Here is a 21,572-nt window from a genome sequence, read left to right on the forward strand (position 1 = left end):
GACTTCTGTAGCCCGGCTCGCCGTCCACGAGGGACAGATGGCACAAGCGCAGGTCACCGAGGGGTCTGAGTGCCAACTACAACCCCTTGTGTGCGACACGAGGTCGCACCAGGTAAGTAAGACGCCATTTCATTTGGCGATGCGGCGGTGGCATATGTCAGAAGTCCCGCCCGTCGAGGACCTCGCACAGGTCGGCCCTCTCGGCAAGAGATGACCGCACCGTGCCCGGTCGGATATGAGTGAGCGTTCTGGCTGGGCAGGACCCGCGCCGCCAGTGCCGCGCCGCTGCACTGGCCGTAGGTGAGCTTGGTTCAGATGTATGGCCCACTCAAGCCCGGCGCACTCCGACTACGGAGGACGGCTCTCCTCCGGTGCGCCACACCGGTCGATTCTGATCATGTTCGCAAACGTACAATTCCGGCATGAGCGATAACCGTGCAGAGATCCAGGACCTCAATAGTCGCTACGCGATTGCTTTCGACTCCGGGCAGCTTGACGAGTCCGTCGACTGTTGGGCCGAGGACGGCACCCTGGACGAGACCGAGACTGGCTTCGGCTTGTTCGAAGGCCGCGAGGCGATCCGCGTCTTCTTCCGCGACACCCTCATGGCCAACTCCACGAACGTCGTCCACATGATGTTCAACCACCTGATCACCAGCATCGAGGGTGACCATGGTGAAGGCAGGGTCAACTGTCTCGTCGAGATTGTGAAGACCGATGGCAGTTACGCGCGCGCCCACGTCACGTACAGCGATCGCTACGTCCGGGTCGCGGGCCAGTGGAAGTTCGCCAGTCGCGTCGTCACCTCGTCCTTCCCGCACGAGGCACTCACGAGCTGATGCTTGGGTAGCCGATGCGGACATCCTCGGCGTCCCGAGCAGCCCGTGACACCGAAGGCAGCGTTGATCACGACATGCATGAGGAGGCGATGGCCGGCACGGCTGTGGTGGCCGCCCGGCTGTCAGCCCGCCACCCTGCACAGACCTCTCTTACTCGACTGGCACGGCATCGACTGGGCCACCTGCGAGGAGAACGTACGGCGGCTGAGGCAGAGGATCTTCAAGGCAACGCAGGACGGGGACCTCAAGAAGGCCCGTAGCTTGCAGAAGCTCATGCTGCGAAGCCGCAGCAATACGCTGGTCAGCGTGAAGCGGGTGACGCAGCAGCAGTGGTCGCATGACCGCTGGCATCGACGGGGAACGAGCTCTCACGCCCAAGGGGAGAGGCACGCTGGCGGCCGAGGTCCATCGGTCGTCGAAGCCCTGGAGGGCCAAGCCGGTCAAGCGAGTGTTCATCCCCAAGAGCAACGGGAAACAGCGACCGCTCGGAATCCCGGTCATGCGTGACCGGGTCCTCCAGGCCCGCGTGAAGAACGCGCTGGAGCCCGAGTGGGAAGCGCGGTTCGAGCCGAGGTCCTATGGCTTCCGGCCCGGCCGCAGCTGCCAGGACGCGATATCCGCGATCTTCTGGACGGTGAAGGGCCGGAACCCGAAACGTCTGTGGGTCCTGGACGCGGACCTGTCGGCGGCGTTCGACCGCATCGACCACAACCACCTCATGACCATGCTCGGCCAGTTCCCCGCCAGGGATCTGATCGCCGGGTGGTTGAAGGCGGGTGTGATCGACCGCGGCCGGTTCGCACCGACCGAGGAGGGAACTCCCCAGGGCGGTGTGATCAGCCCGCTGTTGCTGAATGTTGCTCTGCACGGATTGGAACAGGCCGCAGGGTGCCAATACACGGCACGGGCCGGGCGCGAGCCCGGCGCCATGCCGGGCGCTCCGGTGCTGGTGAGGTATGCCGATGACTTCGTCGTGCTCTGTCACGACAAGGAACAGGTGCACCAGGTCAGAGCCCGGCTGGAGGAGTGGCTGGAGCCGAGGGGTCTTCGCTTCAACGAGGAGAAGACCACGGTCGTCCACCTCGATGAGGGGTTCGACTTCCTCGGCTTCACCGTCCGCCGTGGGCGGAAAGCTGATCATCAAGCCGAGTACAGCGGCTTACGCGAGGCTCCGGGCGCGACTGCGGACCGAGGTCAAGGGTCTGCATGGGTCCAATGCCGAGGCAGTGTTGCGCAGGCTGATCCCGATCGTTCGCGGTTGGGCTGCCTACTACCGGGCGGTGGCGTCCACGACGACGTTCTCGTCGCTGGATCACTACATGTGGCGGCTGACCTTCAAATGGGCCAGACGTCATCACCGCAACAAGTCGAGGGACTGGGTCGTGGACCGGTACTTCGGCAGGTTCCACCCGTCCCGGCGAGACCGGTGGGTGTTCGGCGACCGCGACAGCGGCGCCTTTCTCATCAAGTTCGCCTGGACCGGCATCGTCCGCCACCAGCTCGTCAAGGGCGGAGCGTCCCCGGACGACCCCGCTCTGACCGAGCACTGGCGGAACCGCCGCCGGAAGAAAGCGCCGCCGCCGATGGACAAGACCAGTCTTCTCCTGGCGGTCCGGCAGCAGGGGCTCTGTCCTCTCTGCAAGCAGGCGCTGATCGTCGGAGCCGAGTACGAACCGGACAGTCCACGTGAGTGGATCAACTGGTTCGCGGCCTCGAAGAAGATGCTCCACAAGCATCACTTCACCTACCGGCGAGACGGCGGCACGGACGAGCGGAACAACCTTCGCCTCGTGCACTCCGAATGCCACCGCCAGCATCACGCTGGCGACGGCAAACGGGCCACATAGCCCTGCTGACCTGCGAAGCCCATGGGGCTTGCTTGAGCCAGATGCGGGGAAAGCTCACACCAGGTGGTCGTCGTGGGCCGGTCGCGCGACAAGACCCTCACGGTGGCGCGCGAGGTGGGGGCGGCCGACCACGGCGAACGCACGGTCACGGACGCCGGATTCGAGGAGACCTTCCAGATCAACTATCTCGCGCCGTACCTGCTGACCAATCTACTGATGGAGCCCTTGCTGGCGAGTGGGGCCACGGTGATCCAGACGTCCAGCAATGCCGCACGCCTCAGCGCGCACCTGGATCTGGACGACATCGACAACGCCCGGCGCTATGCCCCGGTGCGCGCCTACGGCAACGCCAAACTGGCGCTCGTCCTGTTCACTCAGGAACTTCACCGCCGGTACCACGACCGGGGGTTGTCCGCGGTGGCCTGCCATCCGGGAGGCGTGTCCAGCAACTTCGCCCAAGCGGGCCGGAGTTCTGTCGGCATGGTGTTCCGGTCGCCCCTGCCGCGGCTGTTCTTCCAGTCCCCCCACAAGGCGGCGCGGCAGCTGACCTGGCTGGCGACGGCCTCCGATCCGGAGCGTGGCTGGGAGTCGAGCGGCTACTACGAACGCCTTAAGCTACGGGCCGTCAAGGCCCCGCCCACCGGCCGCCAGTTGTGGGACCGCAGCGCCGAGCTCGTCGGGCTGGGCTGAGGGCGCGGTACGCGCTCCGGTCAGTCGGGGTTGAGCAGCCGTTCGGCGAGCCGGGCCGGCCAACGGCGCAGTGGATGTGCGCTCGCGCGGCCACCGCCCTCGACGCGGACACGCGGGTAGAACCCGATAGTCTTCTTCGCCTGAGAAGCGCCTCCGGCTGGAGCGGAACAAGGACCTCAGCAATCCTTCTTACTGGTCAGAGACGCATTTCGCTACCCGATCACCCATCGGACCGTCCGCTTCGTGAGAGCGCGAGGTCAGGCGCATGCCGCACTCACACTCCGGTACGGCAACGGCCCCACCGAGGGCGTCAACACCAAGACCAAGCCGGGGCCTTTCAGCGGACAGACCCAGAAGCCACGGCGATGCCCGGCGTAAGGTAGCGCTGCGAGGTCGTGTTGTCCGGATCAACGGAACATTGCTCGGAGGCAGCAGTCACTCACCGTTGGGGCGGCACACCGTTGATCGCATGAGTCAGCTCGTGGCCGGCAGCCGTCAGTTCGGCACGGCACTGGTTGAGTGCGTCTCGGTTCAAGCTTGGCAGGCTGTGCGCCGTCAGGACGAGCGAGACCCGCCCCGAATGGTCGAAGACCGGTACCGCCAGTTGGCGCGGGGGCGTGTCGGTCAGGGTGGCGTACGCGCGCGCGAAGTCGGCGATCTGAGTGTCGAGCTCGCGGATGGCTTCGGGTAGCTGCCCCTCCGCGGCGATTCGGGCGATGCTCGTCTCGATGGAGCGCAACTTCGCGTGGTCGGGGGTCGCTGTCCAGCCTTGGCTGCGCGCACGGGCCAGCTCGTCCAGGAATACCTGCCGGACGCCGGCGAAGTCGTCTGCAGAGGCCGCGTGTGCGTTGAGCCAGTTTTCTCGGACCGCTTCGATCTCCCATGCGGCAAAGAGCAGGCCGAACGGTGCCACGAACGGCAGCCGCAGGCCAGCGATGTTGGTGGTCGAGCCGGTGTCGTTGGCGTCGGCCCAGGCGACCTGAATGACCTGCTCACCGGCAAGAGCGCTGGCCGCGGTCGGGACTTTGAACGTGCTGGACAGCCGTTGCAGATGCGGGCGTGCGAGGTCTGCCAGGCGCAGGTGGGCGGCGATGGCGTCCTCGGCGTCGGCGATCATCGACAGGGCCGAGAACCGGCCGTAGCCGCCCTGGAAGAACATGAGGGGGGCTGCGGGGCGCTCGGTTTCGAGGTTGTCGACGGCACCGATCACCATCAGGTGGTCGCCGGTCTCGTAGACCGTGTCCAGGCGACAGTCGATCCAGGCCACCACGCCGTCGAGGATGGGGGATCCCAGCCGGGAGGGGCGCCAGTCAAAGGGGCCGAACTTGTCCGTTTCGCGGGAGGCGAAGCGGCGGCAGACGGCGACCTGGTCGCCGGCCAGGATATTGACCGCGAACCGGCCCGTCGCCGCGATCTCGCCGAATGTGCGCGATCCTTTCATGGGCGAGAAGGCGACGAGTGGCGGGTCCAGCGAGAGCGACGTCAGCGAGCCGACGGTCATCCCCACCGGCTGTCCTTCGGTGTCGAGGCTGGTGATGACGCAGACGCCTGTGGGGTATTGACCGAGCACGCGGCGGAAGTGGCCGGGCTCGATGACTTCCGAGATTCTCGTCTCGGACATGGGGGCCTCCTTGCTTGACGTGGGGAGTGGCGAACCCGGCACTGCACGCCGGATTCGTCACAGGAGCTTGGTGATGTTCTCCTCGATGGGGAATCCGAGCAGTGCCTTGCCGTAGATCTCCCGGGAGGCCGGCGGAACGAGCGTCCCGTGACGACCCGCGATGTTGGAGTCACGCCAGATGCGCTGCATCGGGCTGCTCTCGGCGAAGCTGCCGGCCCCATGGGCGGTGAGCAGGAGGTCGAGCGCTTCCTTCACACAGGTCGCGGCACGGGACGCGTCCGCTCGGATGCGCGCCCGCATCACATAGGTCGGGTACTCGCCGCGCCGGGCGGTCACATCGATGTCGGCGGCGGCCCGGTAGACGTGGAAATGCGCCGTGTCGATCAGCTGTGCGGCATCGGCGATCTGCATCTGGAACCCTGCCGAGGTGCGCTGCTGCGTGTAGATCGTGTTGGGGATCGTGCGCCGTTCGGCCTGCTCGATCGCCAGCCTCAATGCCGCACGCCCCAGCCCGAGCTGTGCGCCGGTGAGCACGAGGGTGAAGGCCGAGTGGAAGGCCGAGTGGTACAGGTGCTCGTCGTCGAACTCCGTCGGGAAGTCGCCGTTGATCGCGCTGCTGACGGAGAGGATGCGGTGGTCGGGGATGAACACGTCGTCAGCGACGATCGCGTTGCTTCCCGAGCCCCGCATGCCGACGACGAACCAGGTGTCCTCCACGTCGTAGTCGGGCCGCGGGATGAGCCCCAGTCCGAAGTCCGTCGTCTCGCCTTCCTCGTTCACCAGTGGGAACCCGACCATGACCCAGTCCGAGTGGAGCGATCCTGAGCCGTAGTACCACTTACCGCTCACCCGGAAGCCCCCTTCGACTCGGGTCGACTCACCCCTGGGTGAGAAGACACCGGCGACACGAGCGTCAGGATTGGCGCCGAACACCTCGTCCTGGGCCTGCTTCGACAGCATGCCCACGCCGATACCGACGGTGTTGATGAGGGTGACGACCCAGGCCGTCGAACCGCAGCCCTCGGCCAGCTTGGCGGCGACGTCGATGACCGTCCGCACGTCGGCCTGATGGCCGCCATAGCGCTTGGGAAGCGTGATCTTGAACAGTCCGGCATCGGCGAGGGCTTCGATGACGCGGTCCGGGACGCGGCGCGTCTGGTCGATTTCCTGCGCGCTCTCACGCAGCAGGTCCACAAGCGACGTGGCTGTCGCGACAAGTTCGTTGCGCTTCTCGTCGACCTCGTAGGCGACCTTGTACATGCGCTCGCCGAAGTCGACCGAGCCGGATTTCAGGGGTGAGGCGACACCTCCGTCCACCGCCATCGACTGATAGACGTCACTGAGTGAATTGGCCATTGTCCTTACCTCTTTCGTCTCTTCTGTCATGTGGCCGGGAGGCTGCACATGCCTCACGTTGGGGGTGTGCCGTCCGCGTCAGCGGGGTGCGTTGTGCTGCCCTGCGTCCACCGCCACGAGGTGCTGCAGCACGATCGAGGCGAGTACGTCGGGGGCCGTCAGGAAGGCGAAGTGTCCTTGGCCCGCGAGGGTGCCTGACTCAATTGCGGGGATGCGGGAGCGCAGGGGCTCGTTCCAGGACGGTTCGTCGATGTGCAGCGGGCTGGTTTCCCCGACCAGCAGCAATGCCGGACATTGAAGGTCTTGCAGCTCGCTGCCGGACCAGGCCAGGGTGTCGAGCAGCCTGAGTTCCCGCGGAAAGGCGTTCACGGTCTCGCACATGGTCTGCCAGGCCGGGAGCTTGCGGAATTCCGGCACCAGCGCACCCGGCAGATTCGCGATTTTCGTGATGATGAGCTCGACCGCTGCCTCGAAGTCGCCGTCGTCGACCAGGCGGGACAGTTCCGGGGTCTGACCGCGGCTGACCGGGCTGGTGATGGAGTGACGTGGTTCGTACAGCACGACCGGGTTGTGGAATTGCTCTCTCACCGCGAAGGCGAGCGCACAGCCACCACCGAAGCTGTGCCCCAGGACTGCCGCCCCGGGACCGGCGAGCTCCACCATGGTGGCGAGATCGTCGACCTCTGCATCGGCGGCGAAGTCCGTGGAGGCGTAGGGGCTGCGTCCACGGCCGCGGCGGTCATACAGGTACACCGGGCGCTCGGCCGCGATGAGCTGGGCGAAAGCCATCCAATCCTGCGCTTTCGACAGGGACCCGTGGCACACGACGATCGGCCGGCCTTCGCCCGCTCCCACACGGGTCCAGCCCAGGAGGGTTCCGTCGGCTGACACAGCGGTGCCGGTCTCGACGCGTACGTCGGCGTCGCCGACCACGAACTCTGCCACTGTCACTCCTCTGGATCCGATCGCCTTGCTCGCCTCTCGAAGCCCGGTGTGGCCAGGAGCAGGCGATGCGGCAGACGCTTGTCTTGGGCGCCTCTGTCCGACCTGAGCCGTGTGGCGGCTGGGTCGTGAAGGGCTGTGTCCCGGTCTCATCACCGGGACGTCCTGGCGGTGCCCTGCCGCGATGCGTCGTCCTGGCGGTCGCGGACCGGGGTGAGCTCGGACGGGGGCTTCGGACCGCGCTGGGCCCCCTTGGTCGGGGAGGTCACTGCCGCGTCGGCGTTGACCGACACGGTCAGGGATCCGACGCGATCGATGTCGACGGAAACGGTGTCGCCGGCGTGGATCTGTCCGACACCCGCGGGAGTGCCCGTGGAGATGATGTCTCCGGGGTGGAGTGTCATCACCGAGGACACATAACTGACGAGCTCGGGAACGCCCCAGATCAGATCGGCGATGTCGGCGTCCTGGCGCAGGACCCCGTTGACGGTGGTCCGCAACTGCAGCTCGTCGAGCGGCCCGACGTCGTCTGCGGTGACCAGATAGGGGCCGACGGGAGTGAACGTGTCGAAGGACTTCCGTGTCGATCGGTCCTCCCCGCCGCGCATCGTGATGTCGAGCAGGCAGGTGTAGCCGGCGATGACCGAGTCGGCCTCTGAGGCGGGTACGTTGCGGCAGGTGCGGCCGATGACGAGGGCGAGCTCGCCCTCCTGATCGAAGCGCCGGTCGAGATACGGCAGCCGTACCGATCCGCCGTGTGCGATCACCGAGGACGGTGCCTTGAGGAACACTCCCAGGGCATCGATGTGGAAGTCTTCCATCATCTCGGCCTGGTGGTCCTTGTAGTTGACCGGCGCGGCGATGATCTTCGTGGCATCGGGCACCAGCGGCGAGACCGTGAGTGCCGACAGCTCGCTGCGTGCGCACGTGTCCAGGTCGGCCCGAGTGAACGGGGCCCTGCCTTCGGTCGCGGTGAGCAACTGCCGCAGGGGGCTGATCGGGCCCTTGGTGAGCCCGGGGACCAGAGTGGAGAGGTCGGCGACGGTGCCGTCATCGAGCAGGGCGCCAACGGAGTCGATGCCATGGGCGTCGCGGTAGCTGAGGATTTTCATCTGCCTGAGTCACTTTCAACATGGCCAAAGGAGGGCGTTCGCACGGTGTGCTGCGCCACCTGCCGCGCGCATCGGGACGGTTAGGCGTCGAGAGCCTCGCTGCGGTACAGCGAGAGTTTTTCCAGGACGGGGGCATCACTGGTGATGAAGACATCGAGGTCCTCATCAGCGTGCAGGCGGTGCACGCTCCACGACGGGACGACGAAGATGTCACCGGCTGCCAGGGGGAAGGTGCGGTCGTCGATGTCGGCCTGTCCGGTGCCGGAGAGCACCGCACAGACGCGCGATCCGGTCTGCCTTTCCCGGCCGCTTTTGGCTCCGGCCCGCAGGCGGCGCATTTCACAGCGCAGGGTCGGCATCACGTCCCTGTCGCGGGTGGGATCGCGAAAGCGCAGGTGTGCCTGGCCCGTGCCGGATTGCTCCAGCATCCGGGTCAGTGCCTGGTCGGTGGACGCCCACCGGTAGACGGTCAACGGCGAGTGGGCGGGCTGTGGCCCGTCGACGCCGACCGGGACCAGGCCCGATCCTTGACCGTAGAGCCGTTCGGAGGTCGATCGTTCGGCGGCACTCTGATCCGCTTTTTCGCTCGTGCCTTCCTCGAAGAACACCGCGTCCAGTCCGGCGACGATCGGCAGGTCGAGAACGTCGAGCCACACCATCGACTTCTTGCCCGGGTTGTGGTGCTCGTGGAACGACCATGCCGGAGTCAGAACGAGGTCCCCTCGCGCCATCGTCACCGGGTCACCGTCGAGGACGGTGTACACCCCGTCGCCATCGAGGATGAACCGCAGAGCCGCCGGCGTGTGTCGGTGTGCCGGCGCCATCTCTCCTGGGAGCAGGAACTGCACCGCGGCCCACAGCGTTGACGAGATGTAGGGGGCGCCGGCCAGCCCGGGGTTGGACAGTGCGAGCACGCGGCGGTCCCCGCCGCGGTCGATCGGCACGAGGTCTCCGGACCGGGCGGCCAGTCTCCTCAGGTCCGTCGAGCTCCAACGGTGGGGAACCGTTTGGACCGTCGGTGTCTTGGTCAGTAGCCCCTGCATCTCCCACAGCGGCTGCAGGTCGTGCTCGGCGAGCTGTGTGTAGAGGGAGTTCAGTTCCGGGTCGTGGGACGTGTAGCGCTTGGTGCTCATCTCACCCTCCTCGGCTCGCTGTGGGTGCCTGTCATCAAGGCGGCGAGGTCTTCGGGCGCCAGGAACGAGGGCGGAGGGGGCGGGCCCCAGTTGAACAGTCCCTTGGCGCCCTCCAGGACTTCCGGCGTCCACAGCTGGTCGTCGACGATGCAGTCCATGTCGGAGTAGTACTCGCTGAAGTTTCCGGCCGGGTCCTTCAGGTACCAGAAGAAGTTGGAGCCGGCGTGGTGGCGTCCCAAGCCCCAGATGTGCCGCTCAGGATGGTCCTCCAACATGGCCGAAGCCCCGCGGCCGACCTCGTCGATGTCCCCGACCTGCCAGGAGGAGTGGTGCAGGAAGGCGACCGGCGCGGCGAGCACCAGGATGTTGTGGTGGTCGGTGGAACAGCGCAGGAACGCTCCGGAGTCCTTGATGTAGTCGGACGCCTTGAACCCCAGTCCCTCGCGGAAGAACGCGGTGGTGGACTCGAAGTCGGGGGTGCCGATGACGGCGTGTCCCAGCTTGTGCGGGCGCACGCGACCGGTGCGCAGGATCCCGGGGGCCCGGGAGCCCGTGCGCTCCGCACGGCCGGGACCGTTGTAGAGCGTGGCCACAACGGGCTCCTGCGTCACGCGCGGGACCGTTTCGAGCACGACTGCGACGGCTGTGGCCCGGTCGTACGCGGTGAGGGTGGTGTCGGTGAGGGTGGATTCGACGCCGAGGCGCCGCAGCCGGATTGCGGCGCCCGCCAGGTCGTCGGGGGTGTCGGCGCCAACGCGTGCCTCCACCAGGCGGCGGGTGGGTGCGTTGACGACGCGCAGCTGGCGTCCGGCGTCCCGGGTGGTGAACCAGCCCTCGCCGTCAGGGGCGAGGCCGAAGTCCGTGTAGTAGGCGACGGTCTCGGCGACATTGGGGACCCCGATGGTGATGGAGGTCAACCGATGCAGTGCCATGGGGGACTCCTCGGCTTCTGTGTCTGTGATGTCCTCGCGCTCAGGCGATGAAGGTCTGACGCAGCTCGCCGATGCCCTCGGCGGTGCTGATGAGTTCGTCGCCTGGGGCGAGGAAGCGCCGGGGGTCGCGGCCCATTCCGACTCCGGCCGGCGTGCCCGTGAAGATCACGTCGCCGGGCAGCAGGGGAAGCACTGCCGACAGGCGGGAAATGAGCGCCGTCACGGAGAAGATCAGGTCGCGGGTACGTCCCTTCTGGACCTCCTCGCCGTTGACGGAGCAGCGCAGCTCGATGTCGTCGGGGTCCTCGAACTCGTCCGGCGTCACCAGCCAGGGCCCGATCGGCGCGAAGCCGGGGTGGGACTTGCCCAGGCTGAACTGCGGCGCGGGGCCCGCCAGCTGGGAGACCCGCTCGGAAATGTCCTGGCCCACGGCCAGGCCGGCGACGTGACCCCACGCCTCGGCCTGGGACACTCCTTGCGCCCTGCCTCCGATCACCGCCACCAGCTCGATCTCCCAGTCGGTGTTGCCTCCCTCGGGCAGCTGTACCCGGGTGACCGGCCCGCTGATGCTGGTGACGAATTTGGTGAACACGGGCGGCAGCCCGTCCGGCGCCTTGAAACCGGACTCCGAGGCGTGGTCCCGGTAGTTCAGGCCGATGGCGAAGGTCTGCCGCGGCGCCGGGGCGGGCGGGCCGAGCTCGTCGGGCGCGAACGCCACCGGCTCAGGGAGCTCGGCCTTGGACGCCCAGTCACAGAACTCCTCCCACCGGTCGAAGACTGCCTGCGGGTCGGCGGAGAACCGGTCCGCACTGGCCTGCGCGACGTCGATCGCGCCCCCCTTGACGACGAGGGCCAGTCGACCCGAGAGATTGGCGATGCGCACGATGTGACTCCCGAGGACTCGAGGGAGGCGGTTCACCGTCATCGCGTCGACGGGGTCGCCCCACCGTTGTTGAGAAGATTCGGGTGACCGTCGGTGACGCGGGCACCCTTGCCCCCTCAGCACCTATTCAGCATGATGATTACTACGATGTTGCGCTGAGCGAACAAGCGCGTCAAGAGCTTTTCCGCAAATTAACCATAATGAATATTATGAAATCGAGGAGCGCGGATGCCACCTACCCCTGACCCCACGGAACGGACGCAGGCCCGTACCGCCGGTGCCGACTCCCTCCGTTCCGGCACGAGCCGGGGCCATTCGGCGGCCGACGCGGCCGGCAGGGCCGACGGCACGGCCCGGCAGACTGCGTCGGGCCGCGCCGTAGGGGCGGCGGAGCGCATCACCGAGGTGATCGAGAGCGTTGCCCCCGGTTCCCGGCTGGGTACCAAGGAGGAGCTGCGTACGCTGTGCGGGGTGTCCGTCGGGACATTCAACGAGGCGTTGCGTATCCTGCAGACCCGGGGGCTCGTCACAGTCAAGCCCGGGCCCGGCGGCGGGCTGTTCAGTGCCGAGCAGTCCCCCATGGTCCGTCTCGGCAACTCCGTCCTCGCTCTGGACGCGAGGGCCAACGATGTCGCGGATGCCGTGCGCATCCGTGACGCGCTCGACCCGCTGCTCATCGAGGACGCGCTCTGGCACGCTTCGCCCGCCGACATCGCCGGCCTGCGCTCGCACATCACGGCGATGGAGGAGGCAGTGGGCTCCGCCGACCCCGTCGCCTTCGTGCATGCCAACTGGCGGCTGCACGCCGCTATCGCGGCCATCAGTCCGAACGCCCTGCTCGGTTCCCTCTACACGCACCTGCTCGACTTGATCGAGTCGCACACTCTTTCGGTGCTGCCCACGGCCGAGGAGCCCCTGGATCAATACATCGCCGACCGTCACGAACTGCACCGCGCCCTGGTGGACGCCCTCGACCGCCGAGACCGCGAGGGGGCACTGCGCCTCATCCACGAACACAACACCTCGCTTCAATCCGATGCCACCACCTAGGCCGGGCCGCACGGGCAAGGGCGCCGCTCGCTCTGCTGCGAATGCTGCGCGAGAGCGATCGGCCCATGTCAGATACCTCGGCCCACAGACGCAGAGGGGTGTGCCCCCGTCTTGGGCTCGCCCTCCACGCCTTCCTCGCGCGACGGGCCGGGCAGGGGTGTCCAGCCGATAGCGGGAGCGATGTGGGCGGCAATGGTTTGCAGGATGCGCGCGTTGTAGTCGACGCCGAGCCGGCTCGGCAGCGTGAGGGTGAGGGTGTCGGCCTCCTGGACGGCCTCGTCGCGAGCGAGATCTGCCGCGATGACCTCGGGGGCTCCGACGTAGGTGCGGCCGGCCAGCGACCGCAAGTTCCCGAGTGAGCCGGCTTGTTCGCCGCGACCGCGCTCACCGAAGTACCGGCGGTCGATGTCTTCGGTGACCGGCAGTACGGTCCGGGCCACCGAAACGCGCGGCCTGTGCGCCTGCCCGGATTCGGCGTAGGCACCACGGTAGGCGCGGATCTGCTCGGCCTGCAGCTGCTCGAACGGAATTCCGGAGTCCTCGATCAGTACGGTCGACGACTGCAGATTCATGCCGAGTTTCCCGGCCCAGAACGCGGTGGCACTGCTGCCCGAGCCCCACCAGATGCGCTGACGCAGGCCAGGTGACTGGGGCTGGATTGCCGCCGCTGCGCCGTTCTTCGTCCCGTCGGGCCCGTACGCGACGACCGGTCTGCCTTCGATCGCGGAGAGGAACTGCTCCGTCTTGCGGCGTGCCATGTCCGCCTCGCTCTCTCCCCCGGCGGGCGTGTAGCCGAAGGCGCGCGGGCCGTCCGATACGCTGTCCGGCGCTCCCCGGCTGATGCCGAGCTGGAGGCGTCCGCCGCTGATGAGGTCGACAGCCGCGGCCTCCTCCGCCATGTAGAGCGGATTCTCGTAGCGCATATTGATCACGCCGGTGCCGATCTCGATCCGGCGGGTCCGGGCGGCGATGGCGGCCAGCAGAGGGAAGGGAGAGGCGAGCTGGCGTGCCCAGTGGTGCACCCGCAGGAAGGCACCGTCGACTCCTATGTCTTCTGCGGCCTGCGCCAGGTCCAGGGTCTGCAGGTGGGCGTCGGCCGCCGTACGGGTCGCAGAGCCCGGTACGTCCTGCCAGTACCCGAACGTGAGAAACGCGATCTTCTTTCGTATGTCCGTCATGTTGAGCCTCGTCGGTGGGGGCCGGCCCCGGCTGAAGCTGCCAGGCCGGCGTTTTCGGTCATCCCGCCGCCCCCGGTCACCGGCAGGTGGTTGCGGTGACCGGGGCGGACGACGGCCTGTGCTTTGGACCGCCGGGGGTCATTTGGATTCCAGTCGTCCCAGCGGGTGGGCGTCGGCGAGGACGGCCCGGGCCGTCTCCCAGTCGGTGTGGTCGATCCCGGTGACGTGGCGCAGGTACGCGAGGGTGACCTGCTGGACGAGAGCGACACGGCCGGGGTCCTCGTCGGTGGTCTCTGCCACCTGGTAGCCGGAGATGCCGCCGAGAAAGTGCTCGCCGCCGTAGACGGTGAGCAGGCTCTTGTTGCCGCGGCTGAGGGTGTAGGGGTCGGTTGTCCAGGCCGGTCCCCGGGTGGAGAGCGGCAGGTCGTCCTTGTCGCCGGAGACGACCAGTCCGGGGGCGGTGATGTGGGAGAAGTCCTGATCACGCAGCCACGGGAGGTTCTCGTGGGCGAAGGGAGTCAGTTCGTCACCGCCCTTGCCCGCAGTGGCCAGCTGGATACTGGCCATGACCCGGGAGTCGGACAGGTCCTCGGCGATGCCGGCGTGTGGGTCCTTGACGCGCAGACCCACAAGGATGCCCGCGGTCTGGCCGCCGAAGGAGTGCCCCGCAGCGACGATGCGGCTGTGGTCGACCCGGCCGACCAGGCCCGGCACGCATGCCTCCAGCGTCTCGAGCTCATCCATGATGCGCTGCATGTCCTGCAGGCGGTAGCGCCACATCTGGGGCTTGCGGGGATCGTCTGTGGCGATGTTGAGCCGCTTGGAGTCGAGGTGGGTGGCCTGGATGACCACGAAGCCGTGGGAGGCCCAGTGGTCAACCAGGGGTGCGTAGCCGTCCAGGTTCGAGCCGAATCCGTGGGCGAACAGCACGATCGGCAGATTGGTTCCGGTGACCGGGGCACAGATGCGTACGTGCAGGTCCTCGCCGCGCTGTGGTGCGGGCAGCACGAGCGGCTTGACCGCTACGGTCGGGGTGGACGCGGGGGCGGTGAGCCCGGTCGTCTGGTACGTGGTCATGCGCGTGTCTCTTCCAGGTGTGGGGCGTGCGGCGGGTCAGGCGGTCTTGAGGTTGAGGATGCGTTCGGCGTTGAGGTGACCGAGCTTGGTCCTGCCCTGCTCGTCGAGAGGGGCGCTGTCGACGAAGGCGCGGGCGCCGCCGGTACCGCCGAAGGAGCCGCGGGAGTCGACGCCGCCGAGGCCGCGGGCGTCAGCGTCACTCTCGGCGGTGGGGGCGCCGTAGGGAGAGTCGGCGCCGAACATGATTCGGTCGGGCCCCAGTACGTCCACGGCCGCGGTCAGCATGCGGTGGCTGTAGAGGCCGCCGGCGGTGACGGAGAGGTTGCCGGTGATGTAGTCCAGTACGCGGCGCTGCAGATGCGTAGCGGCGGTGCTGAGCAGGTCGGCGCGGTCGGCGAAGTGCACGAGCATCTCGCCCCAGTGCCCCAGGATGATCTGCAGGTCGGGGTGCCGGTCGAAGGTGCCGGCCAGGATGAGACGGAGCGTGGCCAGACCGGCTTCGGAGTGCCATCCCCAGCCCCCGGTGGACAGCAGCATGCTCGTCATGTCGTCGAACCCGCTGTACGCGGCGTCGATGAGCTTCCTGGGCGGCATCGCCGGGTGGATGTACAGCGGCACGCCGAGGTGGGCAGCTGCTTCGAACACGGGGCGGAAGCTGTCGTGGTCGAGGAACGTCTCGCCCGTGCGCGGGAAGAGCATGGCGCCGACATGTCCCAGGCTCGTGACGGCGCGCTCCAGCTCGGTGGCGGCCGTCTGCGGGTCGGACATGGCCAGCGTGGCGAAGGCCGCGAAGCGGGCGGGGTGGCGTCGCGTGGCGTCCGCGAGCACGTCGTTGGCTTCCCTGGCGAGCGGGACGGCCACCTCCGCGGGCAGGGGCTGGGTACCGGGGGTGGTGATGGAGAGGATCTCCATGTCCACACCACTGGCAGCCATCCGCGCCAGACGCTCCTCGCCAACGTCGAGCAGCCGCAGATTGACCTCTCCCCGGCTGCTCATCTTGTTGACGGTCTCGTCGCCGCCCCACTTGAGCAGGGCTTGACGCAGTTCGGGGGTCCAGGCATGTTCCTCCACGCCGATCACTCGCCGGGCCGGGGTGCTGTCCTCACTCATCGGATGCTCCATTTCGTTCTAACCGTGGCGTGTCGGGGGCGTACCGGTACGAACCATCCCGTGGAAGTTCATGTCGGTTACGCTAAAACTTGACGTTGACGTCAAAGGCAAGTCGTTGTGATGCAGATCACATGGACATGGAGCTGGGAATGCGCATTGGGGAACTCGCCCGTCGGACGGGCGTCACCACCCGGGCCCTGCGGTACTACGAGGAGCAGAACCTGCTCGCTGCCGAGCGCAGCGACAGCGGCCAGCGCCACTATGCGGAAGCCGCGGTCGATCGGGTCCGTCTGATCCGGGAGCTGTATTCCGCCGGTTTGTCCAGTAAGACCATCGCCGAGCTCACGCCCTGCGTCGTCGACGGCAAGGCCACACCCGAGCTTCTCGGCCGCCTGGCCGTGGAGCGTGATCACATCGACCAGCACATCGCGGACCTCACGCACACCCGGGACAGGCTCGACTCGGTCATTGTCGGCACCTCGGCCAATATGCGCACCGGCGCTCCCTGCCGGCAGAACACCGCCGCCTAGGATCGGCGCCGCCTGACTGTCTGGCACGGACGGGCGCCCCGCACCGGCACCACCGCGGCGATGAGTCGCGCGGATAGTACCCCTCCTTTCCGCCGGCCCGGGCAACGACACCGTCGCCACCGTCATCGCGCATCCCGCGATGCCCACGAGCGCTGCCCGCGGCACCGCCGACGTCGAGCGGCCGGACCGTCAGAGCCCAAGCAGCCGCTCAGCGTTGAGATGGCCCAGCTTCTGCCGGTCCTCCGCACTCATAGGAGCCGTCTCGACGAACTCCAGTGCTCCGCCCTCGCCGCCGAACCGGCCCTTCATGCCACGGTAGGGATCGTCGTCGCCGAACATGACGCGGTCCGGTCCGAGGACATCGATCGCCGCCGCGAGCATGCGGTGGCTGAGCACCCCGCCGGCCGTGACGTGGACGTTGCCCGTGATGTAGTCGATCACCCGCCGTTGGAGGGTCAGGTTCTCTTCACTGAGCAGGTCGGCGCGGTCGGCGAACGGCACGAGCATCTCGCCCCACCGACCGAGGATGATCTGGAGGTCGGGGTGCCGGTCGAACGTGCCGGCCAGGATGAGGCGGAGCGCAGCCAGCCCGGCGTCTGCGTGCCAGCCCCAGCCTCCGGTACCCAGGTTGAGGTTGGTCCAGTCGTCGAAGCCGCCGTAGCCGGCGTCCCTCACCGCCTTGAGCGGCTGACCCGGATGGATGTACAACGGCACGCCGAGCCCGGCGGCTGCCTCGAACACCGGCCGGAACGAGTCGTGGTCGAGGTACCGGTCGCGTGTCAACGGGACGAGCTGCGCTCCGACCATCCCGAGTTCCTGGACGCAGCGCTCCAGCTCGCGAGCCGCAGCCCGCGGCTCGGGGGTGGGCAGGGTGGCAAATGCCGCGAACCGGTCCGGGTGTGCTCTGACGGCTTCGGCCAGGAAGTCATTCGCGTCGCGAGCCAGCGGCACGGCCTCGGAAGCATCCAGTGGCTGGGTGCCGGGAGTGGTGATGGAGAGCACCTCGACGTCGACGCCGGCTGCGTCCATGCGCGCGAGCCTCTCCTCGCCGACTTCGCGTAGGCGGTGGTCGGTCGGCTGTCGGCTGCTGAGCAGGTTGACGGTGTCGTCGTCGGCGAACGTCAGCAGGGCGTCGCGGAGATCGGCGGTCCACGCATGTTCCTCGACGCCGATCACCCGGTGAACCCGGGCCACATCATCGGTCATCTTCGTCCTGATCGGTCTCAAACGCGCGAGGCGTCCTGTGTGCGGACGTCTTGAATACGAGTTAAGATACACCTCACAGCCATAGCGTCAACGAAGCGCCCGTAAGCGTCGCCGGATCACCGCGCGCCCGCGCGGAGATGTGCTCCGGGTAGGCTCGGGCGACCGGTCCGAGGTTGCCGATCCAGGGGCAACGCGCACGAAGAGAGGCAGATCCTGTGCCGAGGAACCGCGCTCAGGTCCCACTCGAAGAGCGCAGGGCGGATCTCATCGCCGCCGCCACCGAGGTGTTCCTGACCTGCGGCTACGAAGGCGCCACGATGGAGGGCATCAGCAAGGCCGCCGGCGTCACCCGTGCGAACGTCTACTGGTACTTCAAGTCCAAGGACGAGGTGTTCGCCGCGGTCATGCGACAGATGCTGGGCCGCGACTTCCTCGCACTGGCCGCGGAGCACGCCGACCTCGACCCCATGAGCAGGCTGACGCGCGGCCTGGTCAGCATGCGTTCCTACCGGCCGCTGCACCAAGCCATGCACGACCGGCTCATGCACCACGACGGCGTGAGGCAAGCCCACGACCTGTGGTTGGAGTGGCTTCGCGACATGGTGCGACAGGTCCTGGACGAGCGCGGTATCGACGCCGACCGCGATCTGGCCGCCCACCTGATCGAGGCGGTGTTCGAGGCCGTCCACGTCCCGCTGGAGCACCGCCGCCCGCCGCACGAGATGATCCACTTCATCATCGAGCGACTGGGCGAACCCCCGGCGCGGCGCTCGTCGTAGCCCGCAGGGCGACTGCCTGGCCAGCTGGGGCGAAGCCCCCGGCAGCGCACCGTACGGCGGCAGGCGAAGCCTGTAAGGCCACCGTCCCGCAGAAATCATCATGATGAATCGTGATGGATATTGACGAGGTCCACGGTCGCGCCTACGTTAACAGCGGTTTAAGAGCACGAGCCGTTTGTTCCGGAGAGTCGCTCTCCCCGCCGAGCCGTTCCAGATCGCAGCGACTCTGGTTCCGGCCCGGCGCGACACATCACGACGCCCCTGGTCCACATCACAGCCGCAGATCAGTCGTCCGTCCTTGCGCACGCCCAGGAAGGTTCCGACAGATGCCCAACACCGCCGAGCCCCCCGCCGCCGCTCCAGGGCAGCGGCGGCAAGCACGCATAGCCGCCGTCTCCGGCTTCTTCGGGACGACGCTGGAGTACTACGACTTCCTCATCTACGGGACGGCCGCCGCCCTGTATTTCGGTCCGGTCTTCTTCCCGAACAACTCCTACGACACCATGCTCGCCTTGGGCAGCATCGGCGTCGCATACGTAGCACGCCCCTTCGGCGCTGCGGTCTGGGGCCATCTCGGTGACCGGATCGGCCGCAAGCAGGTGCTGCTGGCCATCCTGCTGACGATGGGGGTTGCGACCTTCCTGGTGGGCTGCATCCCGAGCGCCGACATGATCGGCCCGGCTGCTCCGGTGATCCTTATCGCGGTGCGGCTCGTCCAGGGAATCTCAGCGGGCGGTGAGCAGGCCGGCTCCGCGTTGCTCGCCCTTGAGCACGCTCCCGACGACCGCCGTGGGTTCTACACGAGCTGGACCCAAGCCGGGTCGCAGCTCGGGAACTTCCTCGCGTTCGTCGTGTTCGTCCCCCTGGAAGCCGTCTTGTCCGAGGGTGCGATGGCCGGCTGGGGATGGCGAATACCTTTCTGGGCGAGCGCCTTCGTCGTGCTGCTGACATATGTCCTGCGTCGTCGGCTTTCCGAGCCGGAGGTCCGTCAGCGGCTGGAGCGCGAAGGACTGGCGCACAAGGCCCCCCTGGCGGCCGTTCTGCGCCACCACGGCGCCGCGGTGGTGCGGATCGCGCTGGCTTCGCTGTGTATCGCTCCGGCCGGACTCGTCTACATCTTCGGGCTCGCCTACGGCACGGAGGAGATCGGTCTCAGCAAGTCCGGCCTGCTCAACCTGGTTGCGCTCGCGAGTCTGATCATGATCGCGAGCCAGCCACTCTTCGGCCTCCTGTCGGACCGGATCGGCCGCAAGCCGGTGTTCGTCACGGGTGCGGCCGGGTCCGCGGTGATGGTTCCGTTGTGGTTGAACGCGTTGAACGACGGAAGTTGGCCGCAGATCTACCTGTTCGGCCTGGCGCTCATGGGTGTGTTCGTGAGCATGACTTCAGGCGTCCTGCTCGCGGCGTTCCTGGAAATGTTCCCGGTCGACATCCGGTTCAGCGGCATGGCGGTCAGCTTCACTACAGGCATAGTGATCACCGGATTCATCCCGGCGATCGCCCAGTCCATGGTGGAAGGCAACCCTGACGATTGGCCGTCGGTCGCTTGGCTGTTCGTGGGCCTCATGGCTATTTCAGGGATGGCGATCGCCAGCGCCCCGGAGACCTTCCGTACCCCCACTGCCGTCCTGGGTACGCCCCGATCGGCGCGGCCGGCCGAGGTGGTCAAGCCTGCGTCGCGCAGCCGCGCCTCGCGGACATGAGTCGAGCCGTAAGAGCCTGTTGCTCTATCGATCTTGGTGGGTGGGAGTCGAATGCTCGTCCCGGCCGGGTGGGGTGCGTGGATGGCTTCAGGCATGCAGGGTGGGCCGGTAGATGAGTTCTTGGATGTTGCCGTCGAGTGTCCGGCTGTCGAGCAGTTCGAGGTCGAAGTCGGCCGCACCTTGGAAGATCGGGTGATCGCCGGTCTGACCGGTGATCACAGGGAAGAGTGTCACCTGGACGCGGTCGACCAGGCCGGCGGCCATCAGCGCCCGGTTCAGCGACATGCTGCCGTGAGAGCGCAACGGCACCTCGGACTCCTTCTTGAGCCGGGCGACGACGTCGATGGCGTCACCGCTCACGACGGTCGCGTCCGGCCAGTCGAGAGGTCCATCCAGGGTGGTCGACACCACCGTCGCAGGCAGGTTCATCATCCGGGTGACCCATGGGTCACGCCCTGACTCCTCGAAGGCCGGGGTCAGTACCTGCGCGAACGTCCGATAGGTGTTGGCCCCGAAGATCATCCGTTGCTCGGCCTCATACAGGGAGAGTCGGTGGTCGAGCAGTTCGGGGCCTTGCTTGCCCCAGTAGCCGCCCCAGTCGCGACTGCTGGGGCGGCCGTAGCCGTCGAGGGTGGAAAAGACGTCAAAGGTGTAGGTGGCGGTCATGATGCTCTCCTCGGGTGTGGTTGAGCGGGTACGTGGATTTGGACGGGACGGCACGGCGAAGCTCATCGCTGTTTGACGGCAGGCGTGTAAGAAGGTGTTGTCCTGAGGGGTGTTCGTCGAACGGGAGTCTCTATCGGGTGATCGCGGCGGGGGCCGGGCATGGAAGCAGGGCCTGCTGGCAGCTCGGTAGATGCGATCCATCCGAGTCCCGGGAGGCCCTGTTGCCGCAGTTGTACGCGTCCTCCACACGCTCGGGCTGCTGCTGGCGGTGATCGTCACGGGTGCGGATGTCGGCGACGCACCGCCGCGCAGGTGCTGCTTGCACACGTGGCCGCCGCGTACCACCGGCTGGAGCTCGTCCGGGCGGACGGCGGCTACACCGGCGGCCTCATCGCCCACTGCCTGACCGCGCTCGCCCTGGTACTGGCGATCGTCAAGCGCAGCGACGACATGCACGGCTTCGTGGTGCTGCCCAAGCGGTGGATCGTGGAGCGGTTCTTCGCCCACCTGATGCGCACCCGCGACCTGTGGGGTTCTAGAACTCGGCCCGGCCCCGTGACCAGCGGGAATCGATGAGGCACCACAGGCCAGGCAGAATCGTCTTTCGTGTCCTTGCGCCTGCTCTACCTGGTCATCACTCGGCTGCTCAGCTGGTTTGTGTTACTCGGGCGTTCCTCCGCCTCCAAGGACGTCGAGTTGCTCGTCCTGCGTCATGAGGTTGCCGTGCTGCGCCGTGGCAACCCGAAGCCACGTCTCGACTGGGCCGACCGTGCCCTCCTTGCGGCACTGGCCCGACTCCTGCCGAGGAAACTTCGAGCACACCGACCGGTCACCCCCGCAACGCTGCTGCGCTGGCACCGCCGTCTGGTGACACGGAAGTGGACCTACCCGCACCGTGCCGGCCGCCCTCCCATCGAC

21 protein-coding genes and 1 pseudogene are annotated in these 21,572 nt (G+C 67.4%); 10 read left to right on the top strand and 12 right to left on the bottom strand.

The features are described from left to right. Nucleotides 1–422: 422 nt before the first annotated feature. The 3 genes and pseudogenes from J5X86_RS47485 (at nucleotide 423) to J5X86_RS47495 (ending at nucleotide 3,376) form a co-directional block, all read left to right on the top strand. Nucleotides 423–839: a nuclear transport factor 2 family protein gene (locus J5X86_RS47485; protein ID WP_208522822.1), complete on the top strand. Its 417-nt coding sequence runs from the start codon at nucleotides 423–425 to the stop codon at nucleotides 837–839. Nucleotides 840–941: 102 nt separating this feature from the next. Then, nucleotides 942–2,686, top strand: a pseudogene (gene ltrA, locus J5X86_RS47490) (group II intron reverse transcriptase/maturase). 72 nt (nucleotides 2,687–2,758) lie between these two features. Next, nucleotides 2,759–3,376 (top strand): SDR family NAD(P)-dependent oxidoreductase, encoded by a 618-nt coding sequence (locus tag J5X86_RS47495; protein WP_308124961.1) that lies wholly within the window; start codon nucleotides 2,759–2,761, stop codon nucleotides 3,374–3,376. A 439-nt stretch (nucleotides 3,377–3,815) separates the two neighbouring features. Here J5X86_RS47495 and J5X86_RS47500 read toward each other — a convergent pair whose 3' ends face one another. The 7 genes from J5X86_RS47500 to J5X86_RS47530 all read right to left on the bottom strand — a co-directional run bounded on the left by J5X86_RS47500 (nucleotide 3,816) and on the right by J5X86_RS47530 (nucleotide 11,355). Further along, the gene (locus J5X86_RS47500) at nucleotides 3,816–4,997 is read right to left on the bottom strand and encodes a flavin reductase (RefSeq protein WP_208522824.1); all 1,182 of its coding nucleotides are present in this window, start codon (nucleotides 4,995–4,997) and stop codon (nucleotides 3,816–3,818) included. A 57-nt stretch (nucleotides 4,998–5,054) separates the two neighbouring features. Beyond that, nucleotides 5,055–6,353 (bottom strand): acyl-CoA dehydrogenase family protein, encoded by a 1,299-nt coding sequence (locus tag J5X86_RS47505; protein ID WP_243983233.1) that lies wholly within the window; start codon nucleotides 6,351–6,353, stop codon nucleotides 5,055–5,057. A 78-nt stretch (nucleotides 6,354–6,431) separates the two neighbouring features. Next, a complete protein-coding gene (locus J5X86_RS47510; protein WP_208522825.1) occupies nucleotides 6,432–7,286 on the bottom strand; it encodes an alpha/beta fold hydrolase in 855 nt (284 codons plus the stop codon). A 161-nt stretch (nucleotides 7,287–7,447) separates the two neighbouring features. Further along, entirely contained in the window at nucleotides 7,448–8,407 is a 960-nt protein-coding gene (locus J5X86_RS47515) for a fumarylacetoacetate hydrolase family protein (protein ID WP_208522826.1), read from the bottom strand. A gap of 80 nt (nucleotides 8,408–8,487) precedes the next feature. Further along, the gene (locus J5X86_RS47520; protein WP_208522827.1) at nucleotides 8,488–9,540 is read right to left on the bottom strand and encodes a cupin domain-containing protein; all 1,053 of its coding nucleotides are present in this window, start codon (nucleotides 9,538–9,540) and stop codon (nucleotides 8,488–8,490) included. After that, entirely contained in the window at nucleotides 9,537–10,472 is a 936-nt protein-coding gene (locus tag J5X86_RS47525) for a VOC family protein (protein WP_208522828.1), read from the bottom strand. Before J5X86_RS47525 ends, J5X86_RS47520 begins: the two co-directional genes overlap by 4 nt. Before the next feature lie 40 nt (nucleotides 10,473–10,512). Continuing rightward, on the bottom strand, nucleotides 10,513–11,355 hold the full coding sequence (locus J5X86_RS47530) for a fumarylacetoacetate hydrolase family protein (RefSeq protein ID WP_208522829.1): 843 nt from the start codon (nucleotides 11,353–11,355) through the stop codon (nucleotides 10,513–10,515). 83 nt (nucleotides 11,356–11,438) lie between these two features. On the opposite strand from J5X86_RS47530, the gene J5X86_RS47535 reads away from it, so the two are divergent. Both J5X86_RS47535 and J5X86_RS47540 read left to right on the top strand, forming a co-directional pair. Next, complete coding sequence (locus J5X86_RS47535) at nucleotides 11,439–11,600, top strand: hypothetical protein (RefSeq protein WP_208522830.1); 162 nt, start codon at nucleotides 11,439–11,441, stop codon at nucleotides 11,598–11,600. Continuing rightward, a complete protein-coding gene (locus tag J5X86_RS47540) occupies nucleotides 11,584–12,405 on the top strand; it encodes a FadR/GntR family transcriptional regulator (RefSeq protein WP_208522831.1) in 822 nt (273 codons plus the stop codon). The genes J5X86_RS47535 and J5X86_RS47540 overlap by 17 nt, the downstream gene beginning before the upstream one ends. A gap of 68 nt (nucleotides 12,406–12,473) precedes the next feature. On the opposite strand, the gene J5X86_RS47545 is transcribed toward J5X86_RS47540, so the two are convergent. The 3 genes from J5X86_RS47545 to J5X86_RS47555 all read right to left on the bottom strand — a co-directional run bounded on the left by J5X86_RS47545 (nucleotide 12,474) and on the right by J5X86_RS47555 (nucleotide 15,770). After that, on the bottom strand, nucleotides 12,474–13,583 hold the full coding sequence (locus tag J5X86_RS47545; protein WP_208522832.1) for an LLM class flavin-dependent oxidoreductase: 1,110 nt from the start codon (nucleotides 13,581–13,583) through the stop codon (nucleotides 12,474–12,476). Between the two features lie 138 nt (nucleotides 13,584–13,721). After that, nucleotides 13,722–14,660: a chlorophyllase gene (locus tag J5X86_RS47550; RefSeq protein ID WP_208522833.1), complete on the bottom strand. Its 939-nt coding sequence runs from the start codon at nucleotides 14,658–14,660 to the stop codon at nucleotides 13,722–13,724. A 36-nt stretch (nucleotides 14,661–14,696) separates the two neighbouring features. Next, a complete protein-coding gene (locus J5X86_RS47555; RefSeq protein WP_208522834.1) occupies nucleotides 14,697–15,770 on the bottom strand; it encodes an amidohydrolase family protein in 1,074 nt (357 codons plus the stop codon). A 149-nt stretch (nucleotides 15,771–15,919) separates the two neighbouring features. Here J5X86_RS47555 and J5X86_RS47560 point away from each other — a divergent pair, with 149 nt between their 5' ends. Beyond that, on the top strand, nucleotides 15,920–16,300 hold the full coding sequence (locus J5X86_RS47560) for a MerR family transcriptional regulator (RefSeq protein ID WP_208522844.1): 381 nt from the start codon (nucleotides 15,920–15,922) through the stop codon (nucleotides 16,298–16,300). A gap of 189 nt (nucleotides 16,301–16,489) precedes the next feature. Here the strand turns inward: J5X86_RS47560 and J5X86_RS47565 are convergent, their stop codons facing one another. Then, the gene (locus J5X86_RS47565; protein ID WP_208522835.1) at nucleotides 16,490–17,506 is read right to left on the bottom strand and encodes an amidohydrolase family protein; all 1,017 of its coding nucleotides are present in this window, start codon (nucleotides 17,504–17,506) and stop codon (nucleotides 16,490–16,492) included. A 215-nt stretch (nucleotides 17,507–17,721) separates the two neighbouring features. Between J5X86_RS47565 and J5X86_RS47570 the strand changes: the two genes are divergently transcribed. Together J5X86_RS47570 and J5X86_RS47575 are read left to right on the top strand one after the other, a co-directional pair. Then, nucleotides 17,722–18,285, top strand: coding sequence for a TetR/AcrR family transcriptional regulator (locus J5X86_RS47570; RefSeq protein ID WP_208522836.1), 564 nt, complete (start codon nucleotides 17,722–17,724; stop codon nucleotides 18,283–18,285). 326 nt (nucleotides 18,286–18,611) lie between these two features. Further along, nucleotides 18,612–19,988: an MFS transporter gene (locus J5X86_RS47575; protein ID WP_208522837.1), complete on the top strand. Its 1,377-nt coding sequence runs from the start codon at nucleotides 18,612–18,614 to the stop codon at nucleotides 19,986–19,988. Between the two features lie 87 nt (nucleotides 19,989–20,075). Here J5X86_RS47575 and J5X86_RS47580 read toward each other — a convergent pair whose 3' ends face one another. Next, the gene (locus J5X86_RS47580; RefSeq protein ID WP_208522838.1) at nucleotides 20,076–20,654 is read right to left on the bottom strand and encodes a dihydrofolate reductase family protein; all 579 of its coding nucleotides are present in this window, start codon (nucleotides 20,652–20,654) and stop codon (nucleotides 20,076–20,078) included. Between the two features lie 159 nt (nucleotides 20,655–20,813). On the opposite strand from J5X86_RS47580, the gene J5X86_RS53140 reads away from it, so the two are divergent. Beyond that, on the top strand, nucleotides 20,814–21,230 hold the full coding sequence (locus tag J5X86_RS53140) for a transposase (RefSeq protein ID WP_374229488.1): 417 nt from the start codon (nucleotides 20,814–20,816) through the stop codon (nucleotides 21,228–21,230). Between the two features lie 30 nt (nucleotides 21,231–21,260). Continuing rightward, nucleotides 21,261–21,572, top strand: a 312-nt coding sequence (locus J5X86_RS47590; protein WP_208522839.1) for a helix-turn-helix domain-containing protein, incomplete at its 3' end; no start/stop codon positions are given.

Source organism: Streptomyces sp. NEAU-YJ-81 (genome assembly GCF_017592595.1).
Classification (GTDB): domain Bacteria; phylum Actinomycetota; class Actinomycetes; order Streptomycetales; family Streptomycetaceae; genus Streptomyces; species Streptomyces hygroscopicus_B.